This window comes from Celeribacter sp. SCSIO 80788, assembly GCF_051054295.1.
Classification (GTDB): domain Bacteria; phylum Pseudomonadota; class Alphaproteobacteria; order Rhodobacterales; family Rhodobacteraceae; genus Celeribacter.
Window position 1 is genome coordinate 1739911 of record NZ_CP150482.1, and the last position, 22219, is coordinate 1762129.

General features: G+C 61.6%; 26 protein-coding genes. 14 read left to right on the forward strand and 12 right to left on the reverse strand.

The annotated features are described in order from the left end of the window. Nucleotides 1–11 precede the first annotated feature (11 nt). Nucleotides 12–509 carry a hypothetical protein gene (locus V1471_RS08715; protein ID WP_434288061.1) on the forward strand — a complete coding sequence of 166 codons (498 nt, stop codon included), beginning with the start codon at nt 12–14 and terminating at the stop codon, nt 507–509. 37 nt (nt 510–546) lie between these two features. On the opposite strand, the gene V1471_RS08720 is transcribed toward V1471_RS08715, so the two are convergent. From V1471_RS08720 to V1471_RS08735, 4 genes are all read right to left on the reverse strand, one after another. Next, on the reverse strand, nt 547–1116 hold the full coding sequence (locus tag V1471_RS08720; protein WP_434288062.1) for a periplasmic heavy metal sensor: 570 nt from the start codon (nt 1114–1116) through the stop codon (nt 547–549). 3 nt (nt 1117–1119) lie between these two features. After that, nucleotides 1120–1554: a dihydroorotate dehydrogenase gene (locus V1471_RS08725; protein WP_434288063.1), complete on the reverse strand. Its 435-nt coding sequence runs from the start codon at nt 1552–1554 to the stop codon at nt 1120–1122. Then, nucleotides 1541–2131 carry an RNA polymerase sigma factor gene (locus V1471_RS08730; RefSeq protein ID WP_434290902.1) on the reverse strand — a complete coding sequence of 197 codons (591 nt, stop codon included), beginning with the start codon at nt 2129–2131 and terminating at the stop codon, nt 1541–1543. Before V1471_RS08730 ends, V1471_RS08725 begins: the two co-directional genes overlap by 14 nt. A gap of 98 nt (nt 2132–2229) precedes the next feature. Continuing rightward, nucleotides 2230–3246: a hypothetical protein gene (locus V1471_RS08735; protein ID WP_434288064.1), complete on the reverse strand. Its 1017-nt coding sequence runs from the start codon at nt 3244–3246 to the stop codon at nt 2230–2232. A gap of 305 nt (nt 3247–3551) precedes the next feature. Between V1471_RS08735 and V1471_RS08740 the strand changes: the two genes are divergently transcribed. After that, nucleotides 3552–3971, forward strand: coding sequence for a DUF983 domain-containing protein (locus tag V1471_RS08740; RefSeq protein WP_434288065.1), 420 nt, complete (start codon nt 3552–3554; stop codon nt 3969–3971). Nucleotides 3972–3995: 24 nt separating this feature from the next. Here V1471_RS08740 and V1471_RS08745 read toward each other — a convergent pair whose 3' ends face one another. Beyond that, nucleotides 3996–4460, reverse strand: coding sequence for a GNAT family N-acetyltransferase (locus tag V1471_RS08745; protein ID WP_434288066.1), 465 nt, complete (start codon nt 4458–4460; stop codon nt 3996–3998). A 179-nt stretch (nt 4461–4639) separates the two neighbouring features. On the opposite strand from V1471_RS08745, the gene V1471_RS08750 reads away from it, so the two are divergent. Both V1471_RS08750 and V1471_RS08755 read left to right on the forward strand, forming a co-directional pair. Beyond that, nucleotides 4640–5596 (forward strand): isopenicillin N synthase family dioxygenase, encoded by a 957-nt coding sequence (locus tag V1471_RS08750; RefSeq protein WP_434288067.1) that lies wholly within the window; start codon nt 4640–4642, stop codon nt 5594–5596. 90 nt (nt 5597–5686) lie between these two features. Continuing rightward, on the forward strand, nt 5687–6031 hold the full coding sequence (locus V1471_RS08755) for an antibiotic biosynthesis monooxygenase family protein (protein ID WP_434288068.1): 345 nt from the start codon (nt 5687–5689) through the stop codon (nt 6029–6031). 94 nt (nt 6032–6125) lie between these two features. Here V1471_RS08755 and ppk2 read toward each other — a convergent pair whose 3' ends face one another. Next, nucleotides 6126–7145 (reverse strand): polyphosphate kinase 2, encoded by a 1020-nt coding sequence (ppk2, locus tag V1471_RS08760; RefSeq protein ID WP_434288069.1) that lies wholly within the window; start codon nt 7143–7145, stop codon nt 6126–6128. A gap of 184 nt (nt 7146–7329) precedes the next feature. Between ppk2 and parE the strand changes: the two genes are divergently transcribed. From parE to V1471_RS08795, 7 genes are all read left to right on the forward strand, one after another. After that, nucleotides 7330–9285 (forward strand): DNA topoisomerase IV subunit B, encoded by a 1956-nt coding sequence (gene parE / locus V1471_RS08765; protein ID WP_434288071.1) that lies wholly within the window; start codon nt 7330–7332, stop codon nt 9283–9285. Then, entirely contained in the window at nt 9282–10232 is a 951-nt protein-coding gene (locus V1471_RS08770) for a DUF4238 domain-containing protein (RefSeq protein WP_434288072.1), read from the forward strand. Before parE ends, V1471_RS08770 begins: the two co-directional genes overlap by 4 nt. 162 nt (nt 10233–10394) lie before the next feature. After that, the gene (locus V1471_RS08775; RefSeq protein WP_434288073.1) at nt 10395–10538 is read left to right on the forward strand and encodes a hypothetical protein; all 144 of its coding nucleotides are present in this window, start codon (nt 10395–10397) and stop codon (nt 10536–10538) included. Nucleotides 10539–10652: 114 nt separating this feature from the next. Next, complete coding sequence (locus V1471_RS08780; RefSeq protein ID WP_434288074.1) at nt 10653–11078, forward strand: hypothetical protein; 426 nt, start codon at nt 10653–10655, stop codon at nt 11076–11078. A 140-nt stretch (nt 11079–11218) separates the two neighbouring features. Continuing rightward, nucleotides 11219–11527 (forward strand): hypothetical protein, encoded by a 309-nt coding sequence (locus V1471_RS08785; RefSeq protein ID WP_434288075.1) that lies wholly within the window; start codon nt 11219–11221, stop codon nt 11525–11527. An 85-nt stretch (nt 11528–11612) separates the two neighbouring features. Further along, on the forward strand, nt 11613–11909 hold the full coding sequence (locus V1471_RS08790) for a hypothetical protein (RefSeq protein WP_434288076.1): 297 nt from the start codon (nt 11613–11615) through the stop codon (nt 11907–11909). Nucleotides 11910–12028: 119 nt separating this feature from the next. After that, nucleotides 12029–12901 carry a phosphotransferase gene (locus V1471_RS08795; protein WP_434288077.1) on the forward strand — a complete coding sequence of 291 codons (873 nt, stop codon included), beginning with the start codon at nt 12029–12031 and terminating at the stop codon, nt 12899–12901. Here V1471_RS08795 and V1471_RS08800 read toward each other — a convergent pair. From V1471_RS08800 to proS, 4 genes are all read right to left on the reverse strand, one after another. Continuing rightward, nucleotides 12898–13578: an ABC transporter ATP-binding protein gene (locus V1471_RS08800; RefSeq protein ID WP_434288078.1), complete on the reverse strand. Its 681-nt coding sequence runs from the start codon at nt 13576–13578 to the stop codon at nt 12898–12900. The two genes, V1471_RS08795 and V1471_RS08800, sit on opposite strands and share 4 nt — an antisense overlap. Beyond that, a complete protein-coding gene (locus V1471_RS08805; RefSeq protein WP_434288079.1) occupies nt 13571–14866 on the reverse strand; it encodes a lipoprotein-releasing ABC transporter permease subunit in 1296 nt (431 codons plus the stop codon). The genes V1471_RS08800 and V1471_RS08805 overlap by 8 nt, the downstream gene beginning before the upstream one ends. 91 nt (nt 14867–14957) lie before the next feature. Then, nucleotides 14958–15464, reverse strand: coding sequence for a DUF2937 family protein (locus V1471_RS08810; RefSeq protein ID WP_434288080.1), 507 nt, complete (start codon nt 15462–15464; stop codon nt 14958–14960). 190 nt (nt 15465–15654) lie between these two features. Next, nucleotides 15655–16992: a proline--tRNA ligase gene (proS, locus tag V1471_RS08815; protein ID WP_434288081.1), complete on the reverse strand. Its 1338-nt coding sequence runs from the start codon at nt 16990–16992 to the stop codon at nt 15655–15657. Between the two features lie 373 nt (nt 16993–17365). Between proS and V1471_RS08820 the strand changes: the two genes are divergently transcribed. From V1471_RS08820 to V1471_RS08830, 3 genes are all read left to right on the forward strand, one after another. Next, complete coding sequence (locus V1471_RS08820) at nt 17366–18448, forward strand: AI-2E family transporter (protein WP_434288082.1); 1083 nt, start codon at nt 17366–17368, stop codon at nt 18446–18448. Nucleotides 18449–18450: 2 nt separating this feature from the next. After that, entirely contained in the window at nt 18451–19134 is a 684-nt protein-coding gene (locus V1471_RS08825; protein ID WP_434288084.1) for a chromosomal replication initiator DnaA, read from the forward strand. A gap of 124 nt (nt 19135–19258) precedes the next feature. Then, the gene (locus V1471_RS08830; protein WP_434290904.1) at nt 19259–20812 is read left to right on the forward strand and encodes a Ppx/GppA family phosphatase; all 1554 of its coding nucleotides are present in this window, start codon (nt 19259–19261) and stop codon (nt 20810–20812) included. A gap of 3 nt (nt 20813–20815) precedes the next feature. Here V1471_RS08830 and V1471_RS08835 read toward each other — a convergent pair whose 3' ends face one another. Next, entirely contained in the window at nt 20816–21151 is a 336-nt protein-coding gene (locus tag V1471_RS08835) for an AAA+ family ATPase (RefSeq protein ID WP_434288085.1), read from the reverse strand. A gap of 25 nt (nt 21152–21176) precedes the next feature. Further along, nucleotides 21177–22217, reverse strand: coding sequence for an endonuclease/exonuclease/phosphatase family protein (locus V1471_RS08840; protein ID WP_434290906.1), 1041 nt, complete (start codon nt 22215–22217; stop codon nt 21177–21179). Nucleotides 22218–22219: the final 2 nt, after the last annotated feature.

The window sequence follows — 22219 nt, forward strand, 5'->3', positions numbered from 1 at the left end:
GACCCCAACTCATGAAGCGCCTGATCGCCCCGCTCCTTCTCACGCTCCTCCCCGCGACCAGCGTCGCGCTCTCCCCGCTGGAACGTATGATCCTCGAGGAATTGACCTGTGAGCGCCCGCCAAACTCCCTTGCCATCCTGCGCCGCCTCTCGGACAGCGGGCAAATCACCCCCGACGATAACATCGGATACGACAGTCTGAGCTGCTGGAAAATCGTGGACGGCCTCACCCTCGCCGGAATGCCCTTCGAAAGCCTTTGCGTCTACGAAGACTCCCCCTCCCTTCAGGCCAGCTCTCCCGAGTTTTATTATCGCGGCCCCGGCACGTCTCCGGGGCAGACCCTGTCCCTCGGCTCCTCAGAGAGCGCCGAGGCTCTGTCCGATTGGTATCTGAAGATTTTCGGCCCGCGCAATGTCAACACCGCCATCTCCGAGGGCGAGGAGACGACCCTCCAATCGGTCAGCGAAGTGCGCTGTACCGACTGGATGCTGCCCCCGCCCCGCGACTGAAACGCAAAAGCGCCCCGAAGGGCGCTTTGTGTCACGTTCAGTGGTTCGGCCCGTTGCCCGGACCATTGCCCGGCCCCCGTTCGCCCTGCTCATGCGGCGGGCGCGGCGGGTTGCGCAACATGTCCTCAAGCCGTTCGGCATAGGCCTTGCGCTCGTCCACACTCATCTCCGCGATATGCGCAGCCACGAGCCGGGACCCGATCTGTTGACCTCGGGCAAACTCCTGTTGCTGTTCGGACAGCAGGGTCTCGAACCCCGCCGCATCGAAATCGTCGGCCTTCAGCGCCACGATCATCGCCTCGAACATCGCACCGGCCTTTTGCCGTGCCGCCTTCGCATCCCCGGCGCTGCGCGCAAACTCACGCCCCAGCGCCCGACGGTCCTCGGTCTCAAGCGCGCCGACAAAAGGCCCGAAGCCGAAATCGCGCGCCTGCAACGACCGCTCCCGATCCATCCCGGCATTCCAGCGCAGCACAGCCCCGCCGACGATGCCCAAGATCGCGATATTCAGCGCCAGCGACACCACCAAAGCGATCCGGCTCCAATGCACGCCCTTCCCGGTCTCCACGCCGGTCTCCACGGGGGTAGGAGTTTGCTCATCCGTCATTGATTATCCTTCCACCGCCAGTTCGTAAAAGCTCGGGAGCAGCGCATCGATCCCGTAATCGCTCGTCGCCGTATCATAGCTCTCCGTCCCGGACACATAAGACCCGGTCGCAAGTGCGGTCACCGCAGTCGGGGTGCCAAGTCCGATCGCAAGCCCCGCGACGCCCGCCGTCGCAAGCCCCGCCACCGCGCGCCAGCCGCCCAGTGCCGCCACCATCGCGACAACCAGCGGATGACGCTGTTTCGCAGGGGCGCGCAGGGCCGCAAGCCGCGCCGCCTCGGTCGCCTCACGGGTATCGATCATGCTTTCGGCATCGGCGAGGATGCGTTCCATCAACCCGCCAGACGGCAACATCGTCTCACGGCGCGCCTCTTTGAAAAGCGCCTCCAGCTCCCGTTCCGGAAACTCAACCGTCCGTTTGTCGTCACGATTCGTCATTTTCGAACCCCAATATCTCGCGCTGAGAGGCCAAAGCCGCCGCCAGCGCCCTCTTGCCGCGCGCGGTCAAACTCTCGACCGCCTCGACACTGATCTCCAGAACTTCGGCAATCTCCGGATTGCCCAACCCCTCGATATGTCGCAACACCACCGCCTCGCGTTGCCGGTCTGGCAACTGATCCAGCGCGGACTGCAACGCATCGACCCTCTGACGCTGCATCAGCACAGCATCCTGCGAGGGCCGCCCGTCTTCCGGCTCGGCGATCTCGTCGAGCCCCTTGCTGCGCCGCTTGCGCAGCCGGTCGGTGCACAGGTTGGTCACCACACGGTACAGCCATGTCGTCACCTGCGCCTCGCCCTGCCGCCACTCGGGCGCGATCTTCCAGAGCCGCAACATGGCATCCTGCGCCACATCTTCGGCCTCTTCGCGATCCTTCAGAAGCCGGGCGGCATAGCCCACGACCCGTGGCGTCAGCCGAAGGGTCAACGCGCGCGCCGCCGCCCTGTCGCCATTGCCGAAGGCAACGAGCAGGGCTTCGTCGGAAACATCATTGAGGGCGTCGAAGGGCATGGTCATCACCGGTTCTGCGTAACGCAATCGCGTCGAGAGGTCCATATCGGTCCATCACGTCCTTGACCGGGGGCGCGAACGCCCCCGATCCTGTCTCATCGGCCTCAGTTGCCGTCCGCCTCAGGCGCGTCCTGCGCCGGGGCTTGTTGCATCATCGGGGCTTGCTGGCCGTACATCGGACCATAGCCCTGACCGTTCATCGGACCATAGCCCATGCCCGGTTGGCCTTGCATCGCGCCATAGCCTTGGCCGTTCATCGGACCGTAACCCTGGCCGCCTTGCGGGCCGTAACCCATCTGGCCACCCTGCGGACCATAACCCTGTCCGTTCATCGGGCCATACCCCATGCCCGGCTGACCTTGCATCGCGCCGTAGCCTTGGCCGTTCATCGGACCATAGCCCTGACCGCCTTGCGGGCCGTAACCTTGCCCGTTCATCTGGCCGTTCATCTGGCCGTTCATCGGACCGTAACCCATGCCCGGATGGCCCATCATGCCACCCATCATACCCATGTGACCTTGCTGCATCTGGCCACCCATCTGACCACCTTGGCGGCCATGTTTACCCTGCATCTGACCGCCTTGGCGGCCCTGCATCCCACGGGTCATCGCGGCAAGCTCGTCTTCGCTCAGCGCGCCGTCATCGTCACGGTCGAGCCGGTCGAAAATCGTCCCCGCGCCCGGACCCTGCATTTCCTCGGCACTCAGCACACCGTCATCGTCGGTGTCGCGCGCTTCGATCATCGCCGTGGCACGGGCTTTCATCCGTTCGACCCGCTGGGCCTCCTGACGGGCATAAAGCTCGTCTGCGTCCACGGTGCCGTCGCCATTGGTGTCGACCTTGGCGAATTGCGCCGCGCGGAAGGCGTCGATTTCTTCCTGACTGATCTTGCCGTCTTCATCGGCATCGACCGCCGCGAAATCGAAATCCGGACCGAAGGGGCCAAAGCCCCGCTCACCGTTCATCCCGCCATTCATCTGGCCACCCATCTGGCCCATCTGACCCTGGGCGCCGCCCGGACGCATCATCCGGTCCTGTTGACCACCTGCGGCCAGCGCCACGGACGATCCGCCCAGAACGGCGATCAGCGCGACGGTGGAAACAATGCTCTTACGTGTCATGTCTTTCATCCTCTTTTAAGGCTACCCTCGCGCGGCCTTTTGAACTCCCCTTCAAGCCGCGCTTTCAAAGACACAAACGCGCCGCCCCGCTCTTTCCGTCGCGCTCTCCGGCGAAATCTCCGATCAAACCCGCATCACAGCGCCGTGAACGGTAGCTTTGTCGTCGAAAACATGTCAGCTTGCCCGAGGAGGAGAGCGCGCCGGACCCCGCGCGCGACATCGCGCCGCAAGGACAATCCGCGCGGCACGTTCGATTGTGCTGTCCTCTAGACTTCGCCCGAACCGCACATGAAGGCGCGCCCCACATGACCGATCTTTCTCACGGCTACATGGCCGCACAGACCTCACCCACCGATGGCGAACGCGAGTTGCGCCCCGCGTTGATGCGCGGCTGGAAGCGCCGCTGCCCCTGTTGTGGCGGTGGGCCGATGATGAAAGGCTATCTGACCGTGCGCGACGAATGCCCGGTCTGTGGCGAGGACCTGTCGCATCATCGCGCCGATGACGGACCGGCCTATCTCACCATCCTGATCGTCGGCCATCTGATGGCCCCGCTGCTCGGCTGGGTCTTTGTCGCCTTCCGCCCCGATCCGCTGGTGCTGGTCGCAATCTTCGCCACCGGCACGGTCGCGCTCTCGCTCTATCTCCTGCCGCGTCTCAAGGGCATGATCGTCGCCTTTCAATGGGCCAAGCGCATGCATGGCTTCGGCGGGGACGACTCCTAGGCGCAGGACCCATCAATCCTGAGCCTAAAGCACCTTCTCATAGTGAATGCGGTCATACCCGTCGCTCTCGCCGCGATGGCTCTCCCGATAGCCCAGCTTCGGATAAAGCACCTGTGGCCCGGTCATCACCGCATTGGTATAAACCCGCATAAGGGCCGCGCCCTCGTCGCGCGCCTGCGCCTCCGCCGCTTCGATCAAACGCCGCGCAAATCCCTGCCCCCGCACCGTCTCCGACACCGCCAGAACATCGAGCATCATCGCCCCGTCTTCCTCGGGATAGATGAAGACCACGCCCAGAACCGCCGCACCCCGAACCGCAACCGTCACCCGCCCCCGCGCCACGATCTCCGCATAGTCATAAAGCGCGGGCGCCGGCGGCTTGCCGATCAGCGGCGTATATTGTGCAAAGGCCGTCACCACCAGATCGGTGATCGCCGCCACATCTTCGGGCACGGCCGGGCGCAGCATCGGGGTCATCGTTTCACTCATCGCAGCACTCATCCACATCGCGCGCGCCCTGTCATGGGGCCAGATCTGCTCAAAGATAGAGCCTGTCCGCGCTGCAATGGCCCTGCAACGGCCCTGTGCACCACCGCGCGTCACGGCAGAAATTGACAGAAGCCCCGCACGCCCGTTCTATCGGCACAGCACAACAGAAAGCCCGCACCATGACTGCAAACACCCCCGATTTCCCGATGCTCGACCTCGCCGCCTTCCAAGCCGCCGATCCCGAGGGCCGCGCTGCCATCGCCGCCGAGGTGGATCGCATCTGCCGCGAAACCGGCTTTCTCGCCGTCACCGGCCACGGTGTGCCCACGGATGTGATCGCGGCGCTCTGGTCCCACGCCCGCGCCTTTTTCGCGCAAACCCCTGAGGCAAAACACAAGGTCGCCCCCACGCCGGGCGGCCCCTATGGCTATCTCGGCCCAGGCACCGAGGCTCTGGCGAAATCCCGCGGCGAGGACACGCCCCCGGACCTGAAGGAAAGTTTCAACGGCGGCCCCGCCGCCATCCCGCCCGGCGAGACCGACCCCGATGCGCTCGCCTTTTGCTACGCCCCGACACCCTTCCCGGCCCTGCCGGGCTTCAAAGACGCATGGCGCAGCTATTATGCGGAAATGGAGGCCTTGGCGGCCCGGATCATGGAGGTCTTCGCCGTCGCGCTGAAGCTGCCCGCCGATCATTTCGCACCCTATATCACCACGCCGATCTCCGGCATGCGGGCGCTCAATTACCCCGCGCAAGACAAGACCCCCGAAGAAAATCAGCTCCGCGCCGGTGCCCACACGGACTATGGCTCGCTGACGATCCTGTTGCCCGAACCCGGCTCGCGCGGTCTGGAAATCCTGACGCCGGAAGGGAACTGGAAAGGCATCCCCCCCGTCGACGGCGCCTTCGTGATCAACATCGGCGATCTCATGGCGCTCTGGACGGGGGGCCGCTGGACCTCGACGCTGCACCGCGTCGTCACGCCGCCGGACTGGGCCACCAAGACGCGCATGTCGATTGCCTATTTCCATCAGCCGAACTGGCACGCCGAGGTCAAACCGCTCTCCGGCCCCGCCTCCGAAGCGGTCACCTCAGGCCCCTATCTGATGAGCAAATTCGCCGCAGCCAACGGGTGATTCCGTGTCGATAAAAATACATAGCAGACTATTAATTAATATATAGTCTGCTATATAAAACTCATCCAACCCAAAAGATGAGTCTTTTCAATGCTGAAACCCCTGTCCCTCTGCCTCGCCTGTCTCGCGTGCTCCGCCAGTGCAGACGTCACACTGATCAACGTCTTCGAAGTCCCCGAAGGTCAGCGAGACAGTGCCATCGCGTCATGGGAGGCGGCGCGCGATTTTCTCGCCGGTCAGCCCGGATATATTTCCACCTCCTTGCAGGCCTCGCTTGCCCCTGACGCCCGCTTCGCGCTGATCAATATCGCCAAATGGGACACTCCGGAGGCCTTTGCCGAGGCCACGCGAAAGATGCAGGCGGCCAATATCTTCCCGCCCGTCGAAGGGCTGCGCTTTACCCCTGCGCTCTACTCGGAAATTCGTGCGGACTGACAGCGCGCCCTTTCGCTCATAAAACCTGTCCTCAACAAAAATCCCCGCCTCTTTCGAGACGGGGATGCCCCTCCGTGGCCCCTCAGGCCTCCGTTTACACTTTCCCGTTCTTGCCGCGCCGCGCATCCGGGTGGAGCGCGGAGGCAAGGATATGCTCGCTTTTATGCACCACATGTCCGGCCTGCCCGACGATCATCGGGTCCGGCTCGCCGATCAGTTCCTCGTCCTTGTCCGGGTAATCGAGGTTCATCAGGAAATGTTTCATACATTCGATCCGCGCACGTTTCTTGTCGTTCGACTTCACGATGATCCAGGGCGCATCCGCCGTGTCCGTGTAAAAGAACATCGCCTCTTTCGCCTCGGTGTAATCGTCCCATTTGTCGAGAGACGCCTTGTCGATCGGCGACAATTTCCACTGTTTGAGCGGATCGGTTTCCCGCGCCTTGAACCGGCGCTGTTGTTCCGCCTGTGTCACCGAGAACCAGTATTTGTAAAGCTTGATCCCCGAGCGCGTCAGCATGCGTTCGAACTCCGGCGTCTGGCGCATGAATTCGAGATATTCGTTCGGCGTACAGAAGCCCATCACCCGCTCGACCCCTGCACGGTTGTACCATGAGCGGTCATAGAGCACGAATTCGCCCGAGGTCGGCAGGTGTTCGACATAGCGCTGAAAAAACCACTGGCCCTTTTCGGTTTCCGTCGGTTTATTCAGCGCCACAACGCGGGCGTGGCGCGGGTTCATATGCTCCATGAACCGCTTGATCGTGCCGCCCTTGCCCGCCGCGTCGCGCCCCTCGAACAACAACACATATTTCTCGCCGGTCTGCTGCGCCCAGAGCTGCGCCTTGAGCAATTCCGCCTGAAGCGCCACCTTGGTGCGCTCGTATTCCAGCCGCGACATCTTCTTGCGATACGGGTATTTGCCAGTCTCGAAGGCGGCGCGGATCTTGTCCGGCGTCACCGTCGGGAATTGTTTCGGCCCGCCATGCACGACCGCATCGTCCCCCCCGGCCTGCGGCGCGGCGGCCGCCTCGGTCACGGCACCGTTCACGGTCTCGGTCAGGCTCTTCGCGGGCGCAGAGGTTTCGGCGGCGGGCGTCATGGGCGTCGTCATGCGGGCATATCTCCATTCTTCGGCAAACTGTGCGCTTGTCATCTCCCTGTTACACGAAAACCCTTTGCTTTTCCTTGATCTGAGGCAAGCTTTCCGGCCTTTTCCCCGCAAGCGCTTGCGCCTTTTGCGCCCCGATGGTCTAATCCTTGATCAAATTCGCCATCATAAGAATCGAGCAACCACCATGTCCGACGATCTCCTCGCAGGGGCCGAGCCCGCCTATGACGCTTCCTCCATCGAAGTGCTCGAAGGGCTGGAACCCGTCCGCAAACGCCCGGGCATGTATATCGGCGGCACCGATGAGCGTGCGCTGCATCACCTCGTGGCCGAAATTCTCGACAACTCGATGGACGAGGCCGTCGCCGGTCACGCCAACCGCATCGAGATCACGCTGCACGCCGATTACTCGGTGACCATCGTGGACAACGGCCGCGGCATTCCCGTCGATCCGCACCCGAAATTCCCCGGCAAATCCGCGCTCGAAGTCATTCTCTGCACGCTCCACGCCGGTGGCAAATTCTCCGGCAAGGCCTATCAGACCTCCGGCGGCTTGCACGGCGTCGGCTCCTCCGTCGTCAACGCCCTCTCCGATCTCCTGATCGTGCAGGTGGCGAAAAACAAGGAACTGTTCGAACAGCGCTTCTCCCGCGGCATCCCGCAAGGCCCGGTCGAGAAAATCGGTGCTGCCCCAAACCGTCGCGGCACCTCGGTGAAATTCCACGCCGACGAGCAGATCTTCGGCCACCATCGCTTCAAACCCAAGCGCCTCTTCACCCTCGCCCGCTCCAAGGCCTATCTCTTCTCCGGCGTCGAGATTCGCTGGAAATCCGAGATCGACGATGGCGAAACTCCAACCGAGGCCACATTCCACTTCCCCGGCGGCCTCGCCGATTACCTCTCCGAAACCTTGGGGGCCGTCACCACCTATTCCGACCGCCCCTTCGCCGGTGTGGTCGAATTCGGCCCCCGCTTCGGCGTCCCCGGCAAGGTCGAATGGGCGATCAACTGGACCCCGTCGCGCGACGGCTTCATTCAGTCCTACTGTAACACCGTGCCGACGCCCGAGGGCGGCACCCACGAAGCCGGGTTCTGGGCTGCCGTGCTCAAGGGCGTGCGCGCTTACGGCGAACTGGTCGGCAACAAGAAGGCCAAGGAGATCACCCGCGACGATCTCCTGACCGGCGGCTGTGCCCTTGTCTCCTGTTTCATCGCCGATCCGGAATTCGTCGGCCAGACCAAGGACCGCCTCGCCACCACCGAGGCCGCGCGCCTCGTCGAAAACTCCGTTCGCGACCATTTCGACAACTGGCTCGCCGCCGACACCAAATCCGCCGGTGCGATCCTCGATTTCCTTGTGCTCCGCGCCGAAGAACGCATGCGCCGCCGTCAGGAAAAAGAGACCCAGCGCAAATCCGCGACCAAGAAACTCCGTCTGCCCGGCAAGCTCACCGACTGTTCCTCGAAAGACCGCGCCAACACCGAGCTGTTCATCGTCGAGGGCGACTCTGCCGGCGGCTCCGCCAAAGGTGCCCGCAAACGCGAAACGCAGGCTTTGTTGCCGCTCAAGGGCAAAATCCTCAACGTGCTGGGCGCGGCCTCCAACAAGCTCACCTCGAACCAAGAGATCAGCGACCTCTGCGAAGCCTTGGGCGTCGGCATGGGCACGAAATTCAACGTCGACGACCTGCGCTATGAACGCGTTATCATCATGACAGACGCCGACGTCGACGGCGCCCACATCGCCTCGCTTCTGATGACCTTCTTCTACACCCAGATGCGCCCGCTCATTGACCAAGGCCACCTCTTTTTGGCCTGCCCGCCGCTCTACCGCCTGACGCAGGGTGCGAAACGCGTCTACTGCCTCGATGAGGCAGAGCGCGACCTGTGGCTGGAAAAAGGCCTTGGCGGCAAAGGTAAAATCGACGTCTCGCGGTTCAAGGGCTTGGGCGAAATGGACGCCAAGGATTTGAAAGAAACCACAATGGACCCGGCCACGCGCAAGCTCATCCGGGTGACGATCGACGAAGACGAACCGGGCGAAACCGCCGATCTGGTGGAGCGTCTGATGGGCAAAAAGCCGGAGTTGCGGTTCCAGTATATTCAGGAGAACGCGCGGTTTGTTGAGGAATTGGATGTGTGAGCCAACCACGCAAACACCATATTCTACCTCAGGCGTATCAATGGCAGTTTTCTACAAACCAAAAACATATTTGGACGTGGGATAAAGAACGAGACACGTTTTTTGGGTCCAATCCCCTAAACATCTCTGTCCAACGTGATTTTAATACAGCGCTTACACATGACTTCAAAGAAGACTTTTCCACGATAGAGGGCTTCTTTTCCAACTTTGAAACCTCATACCCGCATGACATTAAAAGCCTAAGGAATGTAATTACTAACCGTCAGGCTTTGGATCATGTGATCCAATTCATGTTGCTACAAGCTGCGCGTAGTCCAATGGCAAGAACAATGATGTCTAGGTTCATCGAAATGCTCGCCCCAATGGATGAAGAACAACTTAAACAGCAAGGTGTTGATCCTATTGGCATCGAACTTATCAAACGCGCGCGCAGCGGTGACATAGATGCGAAACAAAAAATCGGCCTGCAAAGCAGCGGGCACTTTCTTCAAGGAGTCACAAAGATAATCGAACGCCTATTCTTCAGGGTTGTTCATTTAGAAAATGAGTTGGAGTTTTGTAGCGGCGACAACCCAGTCGCATATTTTGGCATCAAATTTGTCTCAGGAAAATTAACTGCAACATTTCCCCTATCTGGAAATCGCGTGCTTAGTGCTTTCCCACTCAGCAATAAACTACTTCTAATCGGTGACAGCGCCCCTGCACCCTCTGAGGCATTTTTAACGGTGAAACCCGCACAAACTTCAAATTCAGTTAATTTAGTGAAGTACATCAATCGCCTACTGGCGTTATCGGCTGAAAGAAATGTGATTGCTAGTAATGAAAAAATTCTACGGCACATCCGTGACAATATTCCTGCAAACTCTGAAAAGGTAGCCAAACTGGTTGCGATGCAATCAGCTGTTGCAAAAGAACTCTTGAAGTTAAATCGCAGCTATTGGCTATAACAATCGCCAAGGGCACCCCGTGCCGCACTCCACTCCCCCCCTCACACAAGCCTCACTCCCCCATCACATCCCCGTGCCCCCACTTGCGTCATTCCGCCGCAATCGCCTTATCTTGTGTTAACGCTCACACAGAGCCCCTCACCTCGCACAAGGACCAAGCCGATGCAAAACTTCTTCAAATCCCTCGCTTTCACCTTCGCAGCTCTGATGGTCTTCCCGGCGCTGGCCGAGTCCGACGATCCGCTCCACAGCCCGCAGTTCACCAAAACCACCGCGCAGGTCACGCCGATCACCCCCGCCGACTAACCACCGGCAACAATCCCCCCGCCTCGGCACCCTTCCGCCCATCCCCTCACTGAGGGGAACCCTTCCGCGCCCGGCCGGGTTATATCTCCGAAAACGACATTCGGAGGACAGTGCATGATCTCTTTCACCAACCCCCTTCTCCTTGCCGTTGCGGCCCTCGCAGCCGCCCCGGCGCTCGCCGACGGGCACAAGGACAAGAAACCCAGAAACGCCCCGCAAGAGGTCTATGTCTACCACGTCCCCAAAGGCTGCCACCTGCCGCCGGGGATCGAGAAGCAGATGCGCGAGGGCAAGCGCAGCACCCTGCCCCCCGGCCTCGACCAGCAATGCTACGGCAAACAGGCCTCTCATCACCGCTACGAGCGCGGCGACCGTCTGCCTGACGGCTACCGGGTGATCCGCGAGTACGACCGCTACGGCCTGCCCGACCCGAAAGGCGACCGCTATGTGATTTCCGGCGACACGATCTACAAGATCGCCCGCGACGCCGCGATCGTGATCACCGCCATGGGAATTTACAACAACATCACCGGCAACTGACCCCCTCCGATGTTTCCCCGCAAAGCCCGCAGATCCCCCTGCGGGCTTTTTGCGTTTCACACACTCCAATGTCACACAACCGTGACGCAACCGCCCCCGCACGCTGCACGTTGTCCCTTTGAAAACAAAGGAGATTTGTGATGAAACTCAACAAACCGCTCACCAAGCCCATGATCGCCCTTCTGCTTGCCCTGACCGCCACCCCGGCCCTTGCCGCGCCGACTGGAAACAATGGTCAGGGTTTCGGTGTGGGCGAAGTGCCGCCGGGTCATCAGAAAAAACAACTGCCTTCCGGCTATGTGATCATTGACGATTACGCGCAATACAACCTGCCGGCCCCAAACGGTTTCAAATATGCCAAACATGACGGCAAGATCGTCAAAATCGACAGCGACACGATGCAAGTGATTGCGACCGTCGGCCTGATCTCTGCTTTGCTCGGCAACTGATCTCAAGATCACAGCCGCGCGATCCCGCGACGGAAGCCCGGGCGCGGCGCGTTTACGGTCTTAGTTCCAATCGACGGAGGCCGACATGCGCCGCACCAGACTGACCCGACCCGCCCTCGCCGCCAGCATCCTGCTGTTGGCCACCCCGGCCCTCGCCAATGGCCCGCAGGGTGGCCCTCAAAGTGGTCCGCAATCCGGCCCGCAGGGGCAAATCATGCTTTACCCGCAACAGCAGCAGATGCAGCACCAACAGCCCCAGACACATCTCCGCCAACAGCCCGCACCGCATCCCGTCCGGGTGGAAAAACAGAGCAACAGCGATCTGGGCGATGTGCTGACCGCGCTGGCCGCCATTGGCGTTCTGGCCTCTGTGCTCGACTAAAGCGTCTGATCTCCTGTCGGGCCATCGTGCCCGACAGAAGTCCGACACAAATCCGACGCTTTGCCGACAGTTCTCTCAAAGCCTTTGACCGCCCCGCTTGCGCGCCGCATAGTCGCGCCATGGCACGGTCTTTCGACACATTCGATCTGGTGTCCGCCCATCGGCGGCTCGAAGACCTGTTCATCGAGCGCCCCCGGCTCGCGGCCCGCGCGCAAGAGGTCGAGGCGTTCCAGACCTACGGCCAGCGCGCGGTGTTTCGCCTGATCTGGGATGGCCGTCCGGCGATCGCCAAGCTGATCTGGCACAGCGAGAAAACCCGTGCCGTCAACGGCCAGACCTCTGCCCTCAAACAGATGGCGAAAACCCTCGAAGGCCGCCCCGCCCATGTGCCGCAAGTGCTTCATATTGCTCCGAAAGCCGGGTTTTTCGTGATCTCGCTCATCGAGGGGAAAAGCGGGCATGAGTTGCTCCGGGACCAAGGGGCTGACGCGATCCCTGAACTGATTCAGGCCGCGCGTCTCTGGCTTTCAGAGGCCACCCGCAATGACCGGAAACCGGGGGATTTCCCCATGGCCCGCGCCCGACGCATCCTCGACGACTGCGCCCACGGCCCTGCCCGTGACGTGGTCCTGCGCACCCGTGATTTGTTGCAAAACGCCCCCGAGACCCTGACGATCTGTGGCGGTCATGGCGATTTCTGGCCCGGAAACCTGATCGTAGGCCCAGCAGGCATCACCGCCATCGACCTCTCCGGACGGCGGTCGAACGCGCTTGCCGAAGACATCGCTTGTTTCGCGCAAGGCATTGCAGAACATAGCGAATCTGGTCTGACACCGGAGATCACAGCACCGCTTTTGTCGCTTCTCCCGGAGGTGGAAGCCGCCCGCGCCTTCCCGATTTTCAGCGGTCTGGCGCTGGCGCGCAAGCTCCATGTCAGCGGGGGTCTCGGCTACGCCCATGAACGCGCCCGGTTTCTCGGGGAAACCCCTTAAACCGGCACGATCTGGCCGTCTTCAAGCCGCACGACCCGGTCCATTTTCGCAGCCAATTCAAGGTTATGCGTGGCGATCAGGGCCGACAGCCCCTCGTCGCGCACAATCCCCATCAGCACATCGAACACCAAAGCCGAAGTCGTCGGATCGAGGTTCCCGGTCGGTTCGTCCGCAAGCAAAAGCCCCGGCTTGTTGGCCAGCGCACGGCAAAAGGCGACCCGTTGCTGTTCGCCGCCCGAAAGCGCCGAGGGGCGGTGTCCGGCACGTTTGCCCACGCCGACTTTTTCGAGCAAATTCATCGCCCTGTCCCGCGCCTCACGCTCCGGAACGGCATTGGCGAGTTGCGGCAGGATGACGTTGTCGAGAGCCGTGAACTCGGGCAGCAGATGGTGGAACTGGTAAATGAACCCCACCCCCGCGCGGCGCATGGCGGTGCGGGTCTTGTCGCCCTGCCCGGTCATGTCCTGCCCATTGATCCGAACCGTGCCCGTGTCGGGCAGGTCCAGAAGCCCCGCAATATGCAGAAGCGTCGACTTCCCGGCCCCCGAAGGCGCGATCAATCCGACGATCTCGCCGCGTGCGACGGTGAGGTCCACACCGCGCAACACATCGACTTCGTTGGGTTTTCCGGCGTTGTAGGTCTTTCGGATCTGGTTCAGGGACAGCATGTCACTCATAGCGCAGCGCCTCCACAGGGTTCATCCGTGCAGCACGGCGCGCGGGCAGAATGGTGACGAGGAACGACAGACCAAGCGAGAGACCGACCGCTTTGAAAATATCGACGGCACGCAGCTCGGCGGGTAGTTCGTAAATGCCCCGGATCGACGGGTCCCAAGCCCCGCCGCCGCTCATCCAGTTCACGAAACTCAACACCTGGTCGATATAAATCGCAAACAACGACCCAAGGATCACGCCGAAAATCGTGCCCAACACGCCGGTGATCGCCCCGCAGATGAAAAACACCCGCAACACGGACCCTTCGGTCAGCCCCACGGTGCGCAGGATGCCAATGTCGCGCCCCTTGTTTTTCACCAACATGATGAGGCCGGAGACGATGTTCATCGACGCGATGAGCACCAGCACCGAAAGGATGACGAACATCACATTGTCCTCGATGTCGAGCGCGCGCAAGAAGGCCCCCGAGGCATCGCGCCAGGTCCAGACCATGCCGCGCTCGCCGACGGCTTGCAGCAGCGGAACGGCGATCTGATCGACCTGATCCGGATGCTCGACCATCACTTCGATCTCATCTGCCACACCCTGGCGGTTGAAGAACTTCTGTGCCTCCTCGAAAGGTAGGTAAGCCCTTGTCTTATCAATATCATAGCGTCCGGCGGAGAAGACATAGACCACCTCGAAGGCCGACACCCGCGGACTTGTGCCAAAGGCGGTCTTGGCGCCGTCCGGCGAGATCAGCTTGATCTTGTCGCCGACCGTGACCCCCAGCTCGCGCGCCACGCCGGAGCCGATGGCAATGCCATCGGAGAAGCGCGCAACATCGCCCCAATGCTCGTCCGGCGAGATCGCCACACGCGGAATGGTCATCAGGTTCTCGGGCGAAATCCCATAGACCTCGATCCCCGCATTGCGACCGTTAGACGAGACCATGACCTGCCCGCGCACCAAGGGCGCGGCGCGGGTCACGCCCGGCACCTCGCGCAGCTTGGCGGCCCAGTCGTTATAGTCCTCGATCGCGCGCGAGGTGGTCCCCTCGGGCGTCACGTAGATCGAGGAATAGACCGTCACATGGGCGTTGGAACCTAAAATCGTGTCGACAAATTCGTCGCGAAACCCGGTCCGCACGGCCAGCGTGATGATCAAGGCAGCCACGGCAAGCGTGATGCCGATGAGCGAAATCCATGTCATCACCGACACGCCCCCTTCTTCGCGACGGGCGCGCAGATAGGCAAAGGCGATTTTCCACTCGAAGCGGGAAAAGGGCTTGGTCGTTCTGGCCGCGTCCACGGGGGGGCTCCTCACAAGTTTGCCAGACCAAACCCTTTGCCGGACCAAAGGTCAAGCACGGGTCGGGTGAAGCCTGCGTGAACAGCCGGGATCAGAACGTGAGACCGGCACGCGCCTTGCCGCGCCGAAACGGCCAGAGCAAAAGTGCCAGCAGCGCCGAGAGCGCGGCCCACCCCGCAGCATAGCCCGCAAGCGCGGAAATCCCGCCCTCAAGCGTCAGCGGCAAAGCCGGACGAAAGTCGTCAAAGGTGGCGCGGGCAAGCTTGGTGTCGGCGACACGCTGTGGCATGGTCAGACGCTCGAGCGGCGTGGCGGTGCGCAACGCGGTGAGGTCGTCGGACAGCCGGTCATGCCGGTCGATGGTCTGGCGCATGTCCCGGCGGCGGTTTTCGAGAAACACCGATCCGCCCATGGAGGCAAGCGCTTCCTCCCGGGTCATCTCCGCCTTACGGGCGGAGGCATCGAAATCGGCGATCACGATGCCTAAAGCCTCGACCTGACCGGCGAGACGCTGAGTATATTGCTGGGTGAACTCGGGAAACTGGGACACAACGGCGGCCCCCAACAGGCCGCCCGCAAGGGCGAGTGCTCTCAACATGGCTGCCTCTCTTCCGTCTTTTGCGGAGTTGAATGGGGAGAGGCTAAAAGGATTCGGGGGCGCGAGACAAACCTGTCCCCGCCCCCGATTTCAAAACGTGCGAAATCTCGCCGATAAAGCGTCACGCCTTTAACCTGAGACATCAGATAAAGGCGAGGCGCGTGAAACACTTATATCTTGTATTCCGCTCTCAAAGCCCGGCGTAGATTTTCGCGATCTTCTCGATGGCCAGTTCCGGCGTCATCTCTTCGCTCTCGCCGGTGCGGCGCGAGGTCACTTCGACCACACCATTCGCCAGGCCACGCGGCCCGACCGTGATCCGCCAAGGCAGACCGATCAGGTCCATCGTGGCGAATTTCGCGCCGGCACGTTCGGAACGGTCGTCGTAAAGCGCCTCAAGCCCCAGCGCCGCGAAGCTCTTGTAGAGCGCTTCGCACGCCGCGTCCGCTTCGTCGTCACCCTGTTTCAGATTGACGATGCCAACATGGAACGGCGTCACGCCCTCCGGCCAGATGATGCCTTTGTCGTCATGGTTCGCCTCGATCAGCGCGCCCAGAAGACGGGAGACGCCGATCCCGTGCGAGCCCATTTGCACCGGCACAGGTTTGCCATCCGGCCCCTGCACAGTCGCGCCCATGGCTTCGGAATATTTCGTGCCAAAGAAGAAAATCTGCCCGACCTCGATCCCGCGCGCAGCACGGCGGCGCTCTTCGGGCACTTGGTTGAACAGGGCTTCGTCATGGGTCTCGTCGGTGCGCGCGTAGAGCGAGGTGAACTCCTCCATCACGGCGCGACATTGATCGACATTGTCGTAATCAATCTCGCGCTGGCCGAGTTTGATGTCGGTCACGGCGCTGTCGTAGAACACTTCGGACTCGCCGGTTTCGGCCAGAACGAGGAACTCGTGCGTGTCATCGCCACCGATCGGGCCGGAATCGGCGCGCATCGGAATGGCTTGCAGGCCCATGCGCTCATAGGTGCGGATGTAGCTGACGAGGTGGCGGTTGTAAGAGTGCAGCGCATCCTCGACGGTCAGGTCGAAGTTGTAACCATCCTTCATCAGGAATTCGCGCCCGCGCATGACACCGAACCGGGGCCGCATCTCGTCGCGGAATTTCCACTGGATGTGATAGAGCGTCAGCGGCAAGTCTTTGTAAGACTTGACATAAGAGCGGAAGATGTCGGTGATCATCTCTTCGTTCGTCGGGCCATAGAGCATCTCGCGCCCCTGACGATCGGTGATGCGCAGCATCTCTTCGCCATAGTCGTCATAGCGCCCGCTTTCGCGCCACAAATCGGCCGATTGCAGCGTCGGCATCAAAAGCGGGATGTGACCCGCGCGCTGTTGCTCTTCATGAACGATTTTTTCGACCTTCTGGAGCACCTTGTAGCCCAGCGGCAGCCAGGAATAGATCCCCGCCGCCTGTTGCCGGATCATGCCGGCGCGCAGCATCAGACGGTGCGACGCGATCGACGCCTCGGCAGGAGTTTCTTTCAAAACCGGCAGGAAATAGCGCGAAAGACGCATGCGGGAAGCCCTCGAGTGATCAGTGTTTGCAACGGTCTATGCCATCACTTTCGGCCAGACAAGCCGCAGGGCGCGGGAAACTTGCGCAAAGCCCATACATCGTAGCCTTTCAGAAAGCGACATGGGATAAGGCTCGGGGAGATGACAACGGTTTGAGCCCCCACATGGCTCTTCCCCTCACCCCGCGAACGCCTCCCGCGCGCTGGTGCAAACCTTCGTCGCCGATCCTGCAAAAGAGCACTCTCTGCCTCTCATTCCATCTTCTTCCCTCTCTCGAGACGCGTTTACTACAGGCAAGATGATCCCCACGGCCTCTTCCCCTTGAAACCCGTCTCTGCGCGGGCGATATGAAGGGAAAGATGGAAAGGCGAGTATGGCGTTACCGGTCCGTGATCAAATGAAATACTGGGGCACCGCTGCGGTGGTGTTTCTGGCGCTTTTGTGGCTCATGGGGGATGTCATCCTGCCCTTCGTGCTCAGCATGGCGGTCGCCTATATGCTCGATCCGGTGGCGGATCGCCTCGAAACCTGGGGGTTGAGCCGAATCGCCGCCACCATCGTGATCACGCTGGTGGCCGCGATTCTCTTTGTCCTCATGGCGCTACTCGTCATTCCGACACTGGTGAAACAGGCCACGGACCTTGTGAACAGCGCGCCGGATCTGATCAACAATCTGCAAACATTTCTGACCGAAAAATTCCCCGTCCTGCTCGACGAAAACAGCCAGCTGCGCCAGACGCTGATGCAGATCGGCGAAACCATCCAGTCGAAGGGCGGCGCATTGCTCTCCGGGGCGCTGGCTTCGGCCATGAGCCTGTTCAACGTGGTGATGTTGCTGGTGCTCGTCCCCGTCATCACCTTTTATCTGCTGATGGACTGGGACCGCATGGTGGCAGAGGTCGACAAACTCCTGCCCCGCGACCACGCTCCTGTGATCCGCCGTCTCGCCGCCGACATCGACCGCACACTCGCCTCCTTCATCCGCGGGCAAGGCACGGTCTGCCTGATCCTCGGCACATTCTACGCTGCGGGCCTCATGCTCGTCGGCCTCAAATTCGGCCTCGTCGCGGGCGCGCTGGCCGGGGCCCTGACCTTCATCCCCTATGTCGGCGCGATTGTCGGCGGACTGTTGTCCATCGGGCTTGCGCTCTTTCAGTTCTGGGGCGAATGGCAATGGATCATCGCCGTCGCCGCGATCTTCGCCGTGGGCCAGTTCGTCGAAGGCAATATCCTGACGCCAAACCTCGTTGGCTCCTCTGTCGGGCTGCACCCGGTCTGGCTGATCTTCGCCCTGTCCGCCTTCGGCACACTCTTCGGTTTCGTCGGCATGCTGGTTGCCGTTCCGGTGGCCGCCGCCCTCGGCGTGGTGGCCCGCTTCGCCATCGAACAATATCACGACAGCCGCCTCTACCGCGGCCTCGAATCCAATCAGCCTCTTTCGGACGACGACATCTGACCATGGCCGAACAGCTCATCCTCGATCTGCCGGTGCGTCAGGCGCTGGGGCGCGATGCGTTTTTTGTCTCGCCCTCCAATGCCGTCGCCATGGCCACGCTCGACGCCGTCAACAACTGGCCCTCGGGCAAGCTCGTGCTGATCGGCCCCGAGGGTGCGGGCAAAACTCATATGGCGCATGTCTGGGCCAGCGACCATGATGCCGTGATCGTCCCGGCAGAAACGCTGACGGAAGCCGACATCCCCGCCCTTGCAGCCCGTCGTTTCGTCGTCATCGAAGACGCCGACCGCCTGCCCACCCTGCCCGATGCCCGACGCTCGGAAGAGGCGCTGTTTCATCTGCACAACCTGACGCTGGCCGAAGGCGGGCGGCTGTTGCTCACCGCCCAGAGTGCGCCCAATCACTGGACGCTCAGCCTGCCCGATCTCGCCTCGCGCATGCAAGGGACGACCGTGGCCCGGATCGAAGCGCCCGATGACAAGCTGCTCACCGCCATGCTGGTCAAACAGTTCGACGACCGGCAGATCGCCGTGCCCGGCACGCTGATCCTCTGGCTGGTCAAGCGCATGGAACGCTCGGCGGAGGCTGCACGGCGGATGGTAGAAACGCTCGACGAGGCGGCGCTGCGTTCTGGCAAACCGATCTCACGAAACCTCGCCGCCCAGTTTTTCCCGAAAGACGACTGATCCTGCGGGAAAGTTTTGTTTTCGCTCAATAATCATGCGATTGACGAAGGCCGGGGCATTTGGCACTGTCGCCCTGCCGGACCGAAAATGCCCGACATGATCCAGAGGACACACCGTGACTGATATGACCGATCTTCCGCGCACCGAGCCTGGGCAACAGGATTGGGGCATATTCGGACGACCGCTGTTCCTCGATCAGGAAGCCCGCGCCCTGTCGCGTGTCGGCGTTGTCGACGTCGGCTCGAACTCCGTACGTCTTGTGGTCTTCGATGGCGCAGCGCGCAGCCCGGCCTATTTTTACAACGAAAAGATCATGTGCGGACTGGGCGCGGGGCTTCGGGAAACCGGGCATCTCAACCCGGAAGGCAAGATCCGCGCCATGTCCGCGATACGCCGGTTTCAGAAACTGGCGGAAGGCATGGGAATCCCACCACTGACGGCGGTTGCGACCGCTGCGGTACGGGAGGCTGAGGACGGTCCCGCTTTTCGGGAGGAGATCGAGCGGGAGACCGGCCTCAGCCTTTGGGTCATCGACGGCGAGGAAGAGGCCCGGCTGTCGGCGCAGGGCGTGCTTCTGGGCTGGCCGGAGGCGGACGGGCTGGTCTGCGACATCGGCGGCTCATCGATGGAACTGGCGATCGTCTCGAAAGGCATTGTCGGCAAACGTATCACCTCGCCACTCGGACCGCTGAAACTTCTCGGCCTCACTGGCGGACGCACTGGTCTCAAGGACCATATCGCGCCGATCATGAAGGATCTGGCCACCGCCATGGGCACGGATCACAAGCGGATCTATCTCGTCGGCGGCTCCTGGCGCGCCATCGCCCGCATCGACATGGAGCGGCGCAATTACCCGCTGCATGTGCTGCATGAATACCGGATGTCGAGCCGCTCGGTAACCGACACGATCAAGTTCATCCGCAAAAGCGACATGACCGATTTGCGTGCAAAAACCGGCACCTCGACGGCGCGCATGTCGCTTGTACCGATTGCCGCCGAGGTGCTGCGCCAGATCGTGCGCACCTTCCATCCGAAAGAGATCTGCATCTCGTCCTACGGCATTCGCGAGGGGTTACTCTACGAACAGATGCCCGAAAGCGTGCGCGCCCGCGACCCGCTGATCGAGGCTTGCCGGTTTTCCGAACAAAAGGACGCGCGCATGCCGGGCTTCGGCAAGCGTCTGCATGCCTTCATCGAACCGGTGTTCCGCGCCCGTCAGTATGAAAAGATGCGACTGATCCGCGCCGCCTGCCTGCTCCATGACGTGACCTGGCGCGCGCATCCGGATTATCGCGCAGAGGTGTGTTTCGACAATGCCACGCGCGCCAATCTCGGCGGGCTGACCCATAACGAGCGGATTTTCCTCGGGCTGGCACTTTTGCATCGCTACAAGAATTCGCGAGAGAATACCCCCTTCGCCGAATTGATCGAGATGCTGTCGGACAAGGAAATCCGCGATGCCGAGGTTTTGGGCAAGGCGATGCGCTTTGGCGCGATGTTTGCCGTCGATACGCCGACCGATGTGGCGAAACTCGACTATTTCCCGAAGCGCAAGGAGTTGATCCTGACGCTCAGCCCCGAAGCGGAAGACCTCTTTGGCGAGGTCACAAACGCACGCTTTCAGTCGCTCGCCAGCAGCCTAGGTGCGACGCCGCATGTGCGCCACGCCAAGGCGTAACCCTCAGAGCTCGATCATGCCCTCGTCGTCCGGGGTCTCCTCTGGAGCGTCCGGCTCCGGCACACCTCGTTCCGGTTTGCGCCGGATGAGAATGTCGCCATTGGGCAGAATTTCCGGCGCTTCATAGGCCCCCAGATCGTCGACGAAGCCCTCGAGATCCTCAAGCGCAGGTCCCATTTCTTCGAACAACTGCTGCAACAAAAGCCGGGACCCTTCGCGCAACATAGTCCAGCCTTCCGATCCCTCGGACGGTCCGGCATCCTCGGCGGCCAGAGGCCCCGCCACCAGCATCATGATCAGAGCAATCCGTTTCATGGCCTTCATATAAGGGCTTTTCATGACGTTTTCACCCCTGCCTCATGTCTTAAAGATCGAGATCGACCGTGACCGGGAAATGATCCGAAGCGGTCAGAAGCGCCTGCTGCAATTCCGGCGTGCCAAAACAGAGCGGATCGTCGAACGGATGCCAGATGCGCCATGTCGCGCCGTCTTTCAAATCCTGCGAGACCATGACGTAATCGAGCAAAGCCGAGAGATAGCGCTCTTCCTCGTCGATATAGAACCGCGCCGAGGTCGGCCCCTGATTGCCGCGCCGGGCCAGCGCCTCCGTCGCATGCGGATCGCAAAGCCGCATCTCGGGCGGCACATCCGGGTCCTCGCGCCCCATGACGATCTCGACGCCCGAGCGCCCGAAGAGTTTCTCATACTCATCGAGCCCCGGCCCGTCGTTGAAGTCGCCCAGCACGATCAAGGGTTCTCCCGCCTCCAGATGCCCCTCCACCCGCTCGCGCAACCAAATACATTGCGCCAGTTGCTTGCGCCGGTTTTCAATCGAGATGCGGATCACGTCATCGCGGTTGCGCGCGCCATGCGGTGCCTTGGATTTCACATGCACACCGATCATGCGAAAGGCAAACCCGCTTTCACGCACCTCCATCGCCAGCTCCAGAGGTGGCTTGGAAAACCGCACTTCCTCCCGGTCCCTATCGGTGTCGAGATCGAGCCTGTAGATCGAGTTGAACGCGGGCGGTTCGAAATTGTCCCCCAATCCCGCAGGCGCGCCCATCGGATCGTGCCGGGCGCGTAGCACCAGCGGGTCGTACATCAGGGCGATTTCCTGTTGGGTTTCGTTGACATAGCCGATCTCGACGGCCATGGCTCGAAGCCCCGCCCAATCGGCGAATTGCTCAAGCGCACGGCGGGTGTCGCGGCGGCGGTTGGTGTCCGGCGCCTCGATCACCATGATCGCATCGGCATCCATCGCGGTGAACACCTTGCCAAGGGCCTCAAGCTGCATCTCGCGGGTCACATTATGCCGCGCCGACCAAGCATCGTCCGCCAGAGGCCGCCCCGTGTTGTCGAACAGGTTGTCGAACCATTCGACATTGTAGGTGGCGACCCGGATCG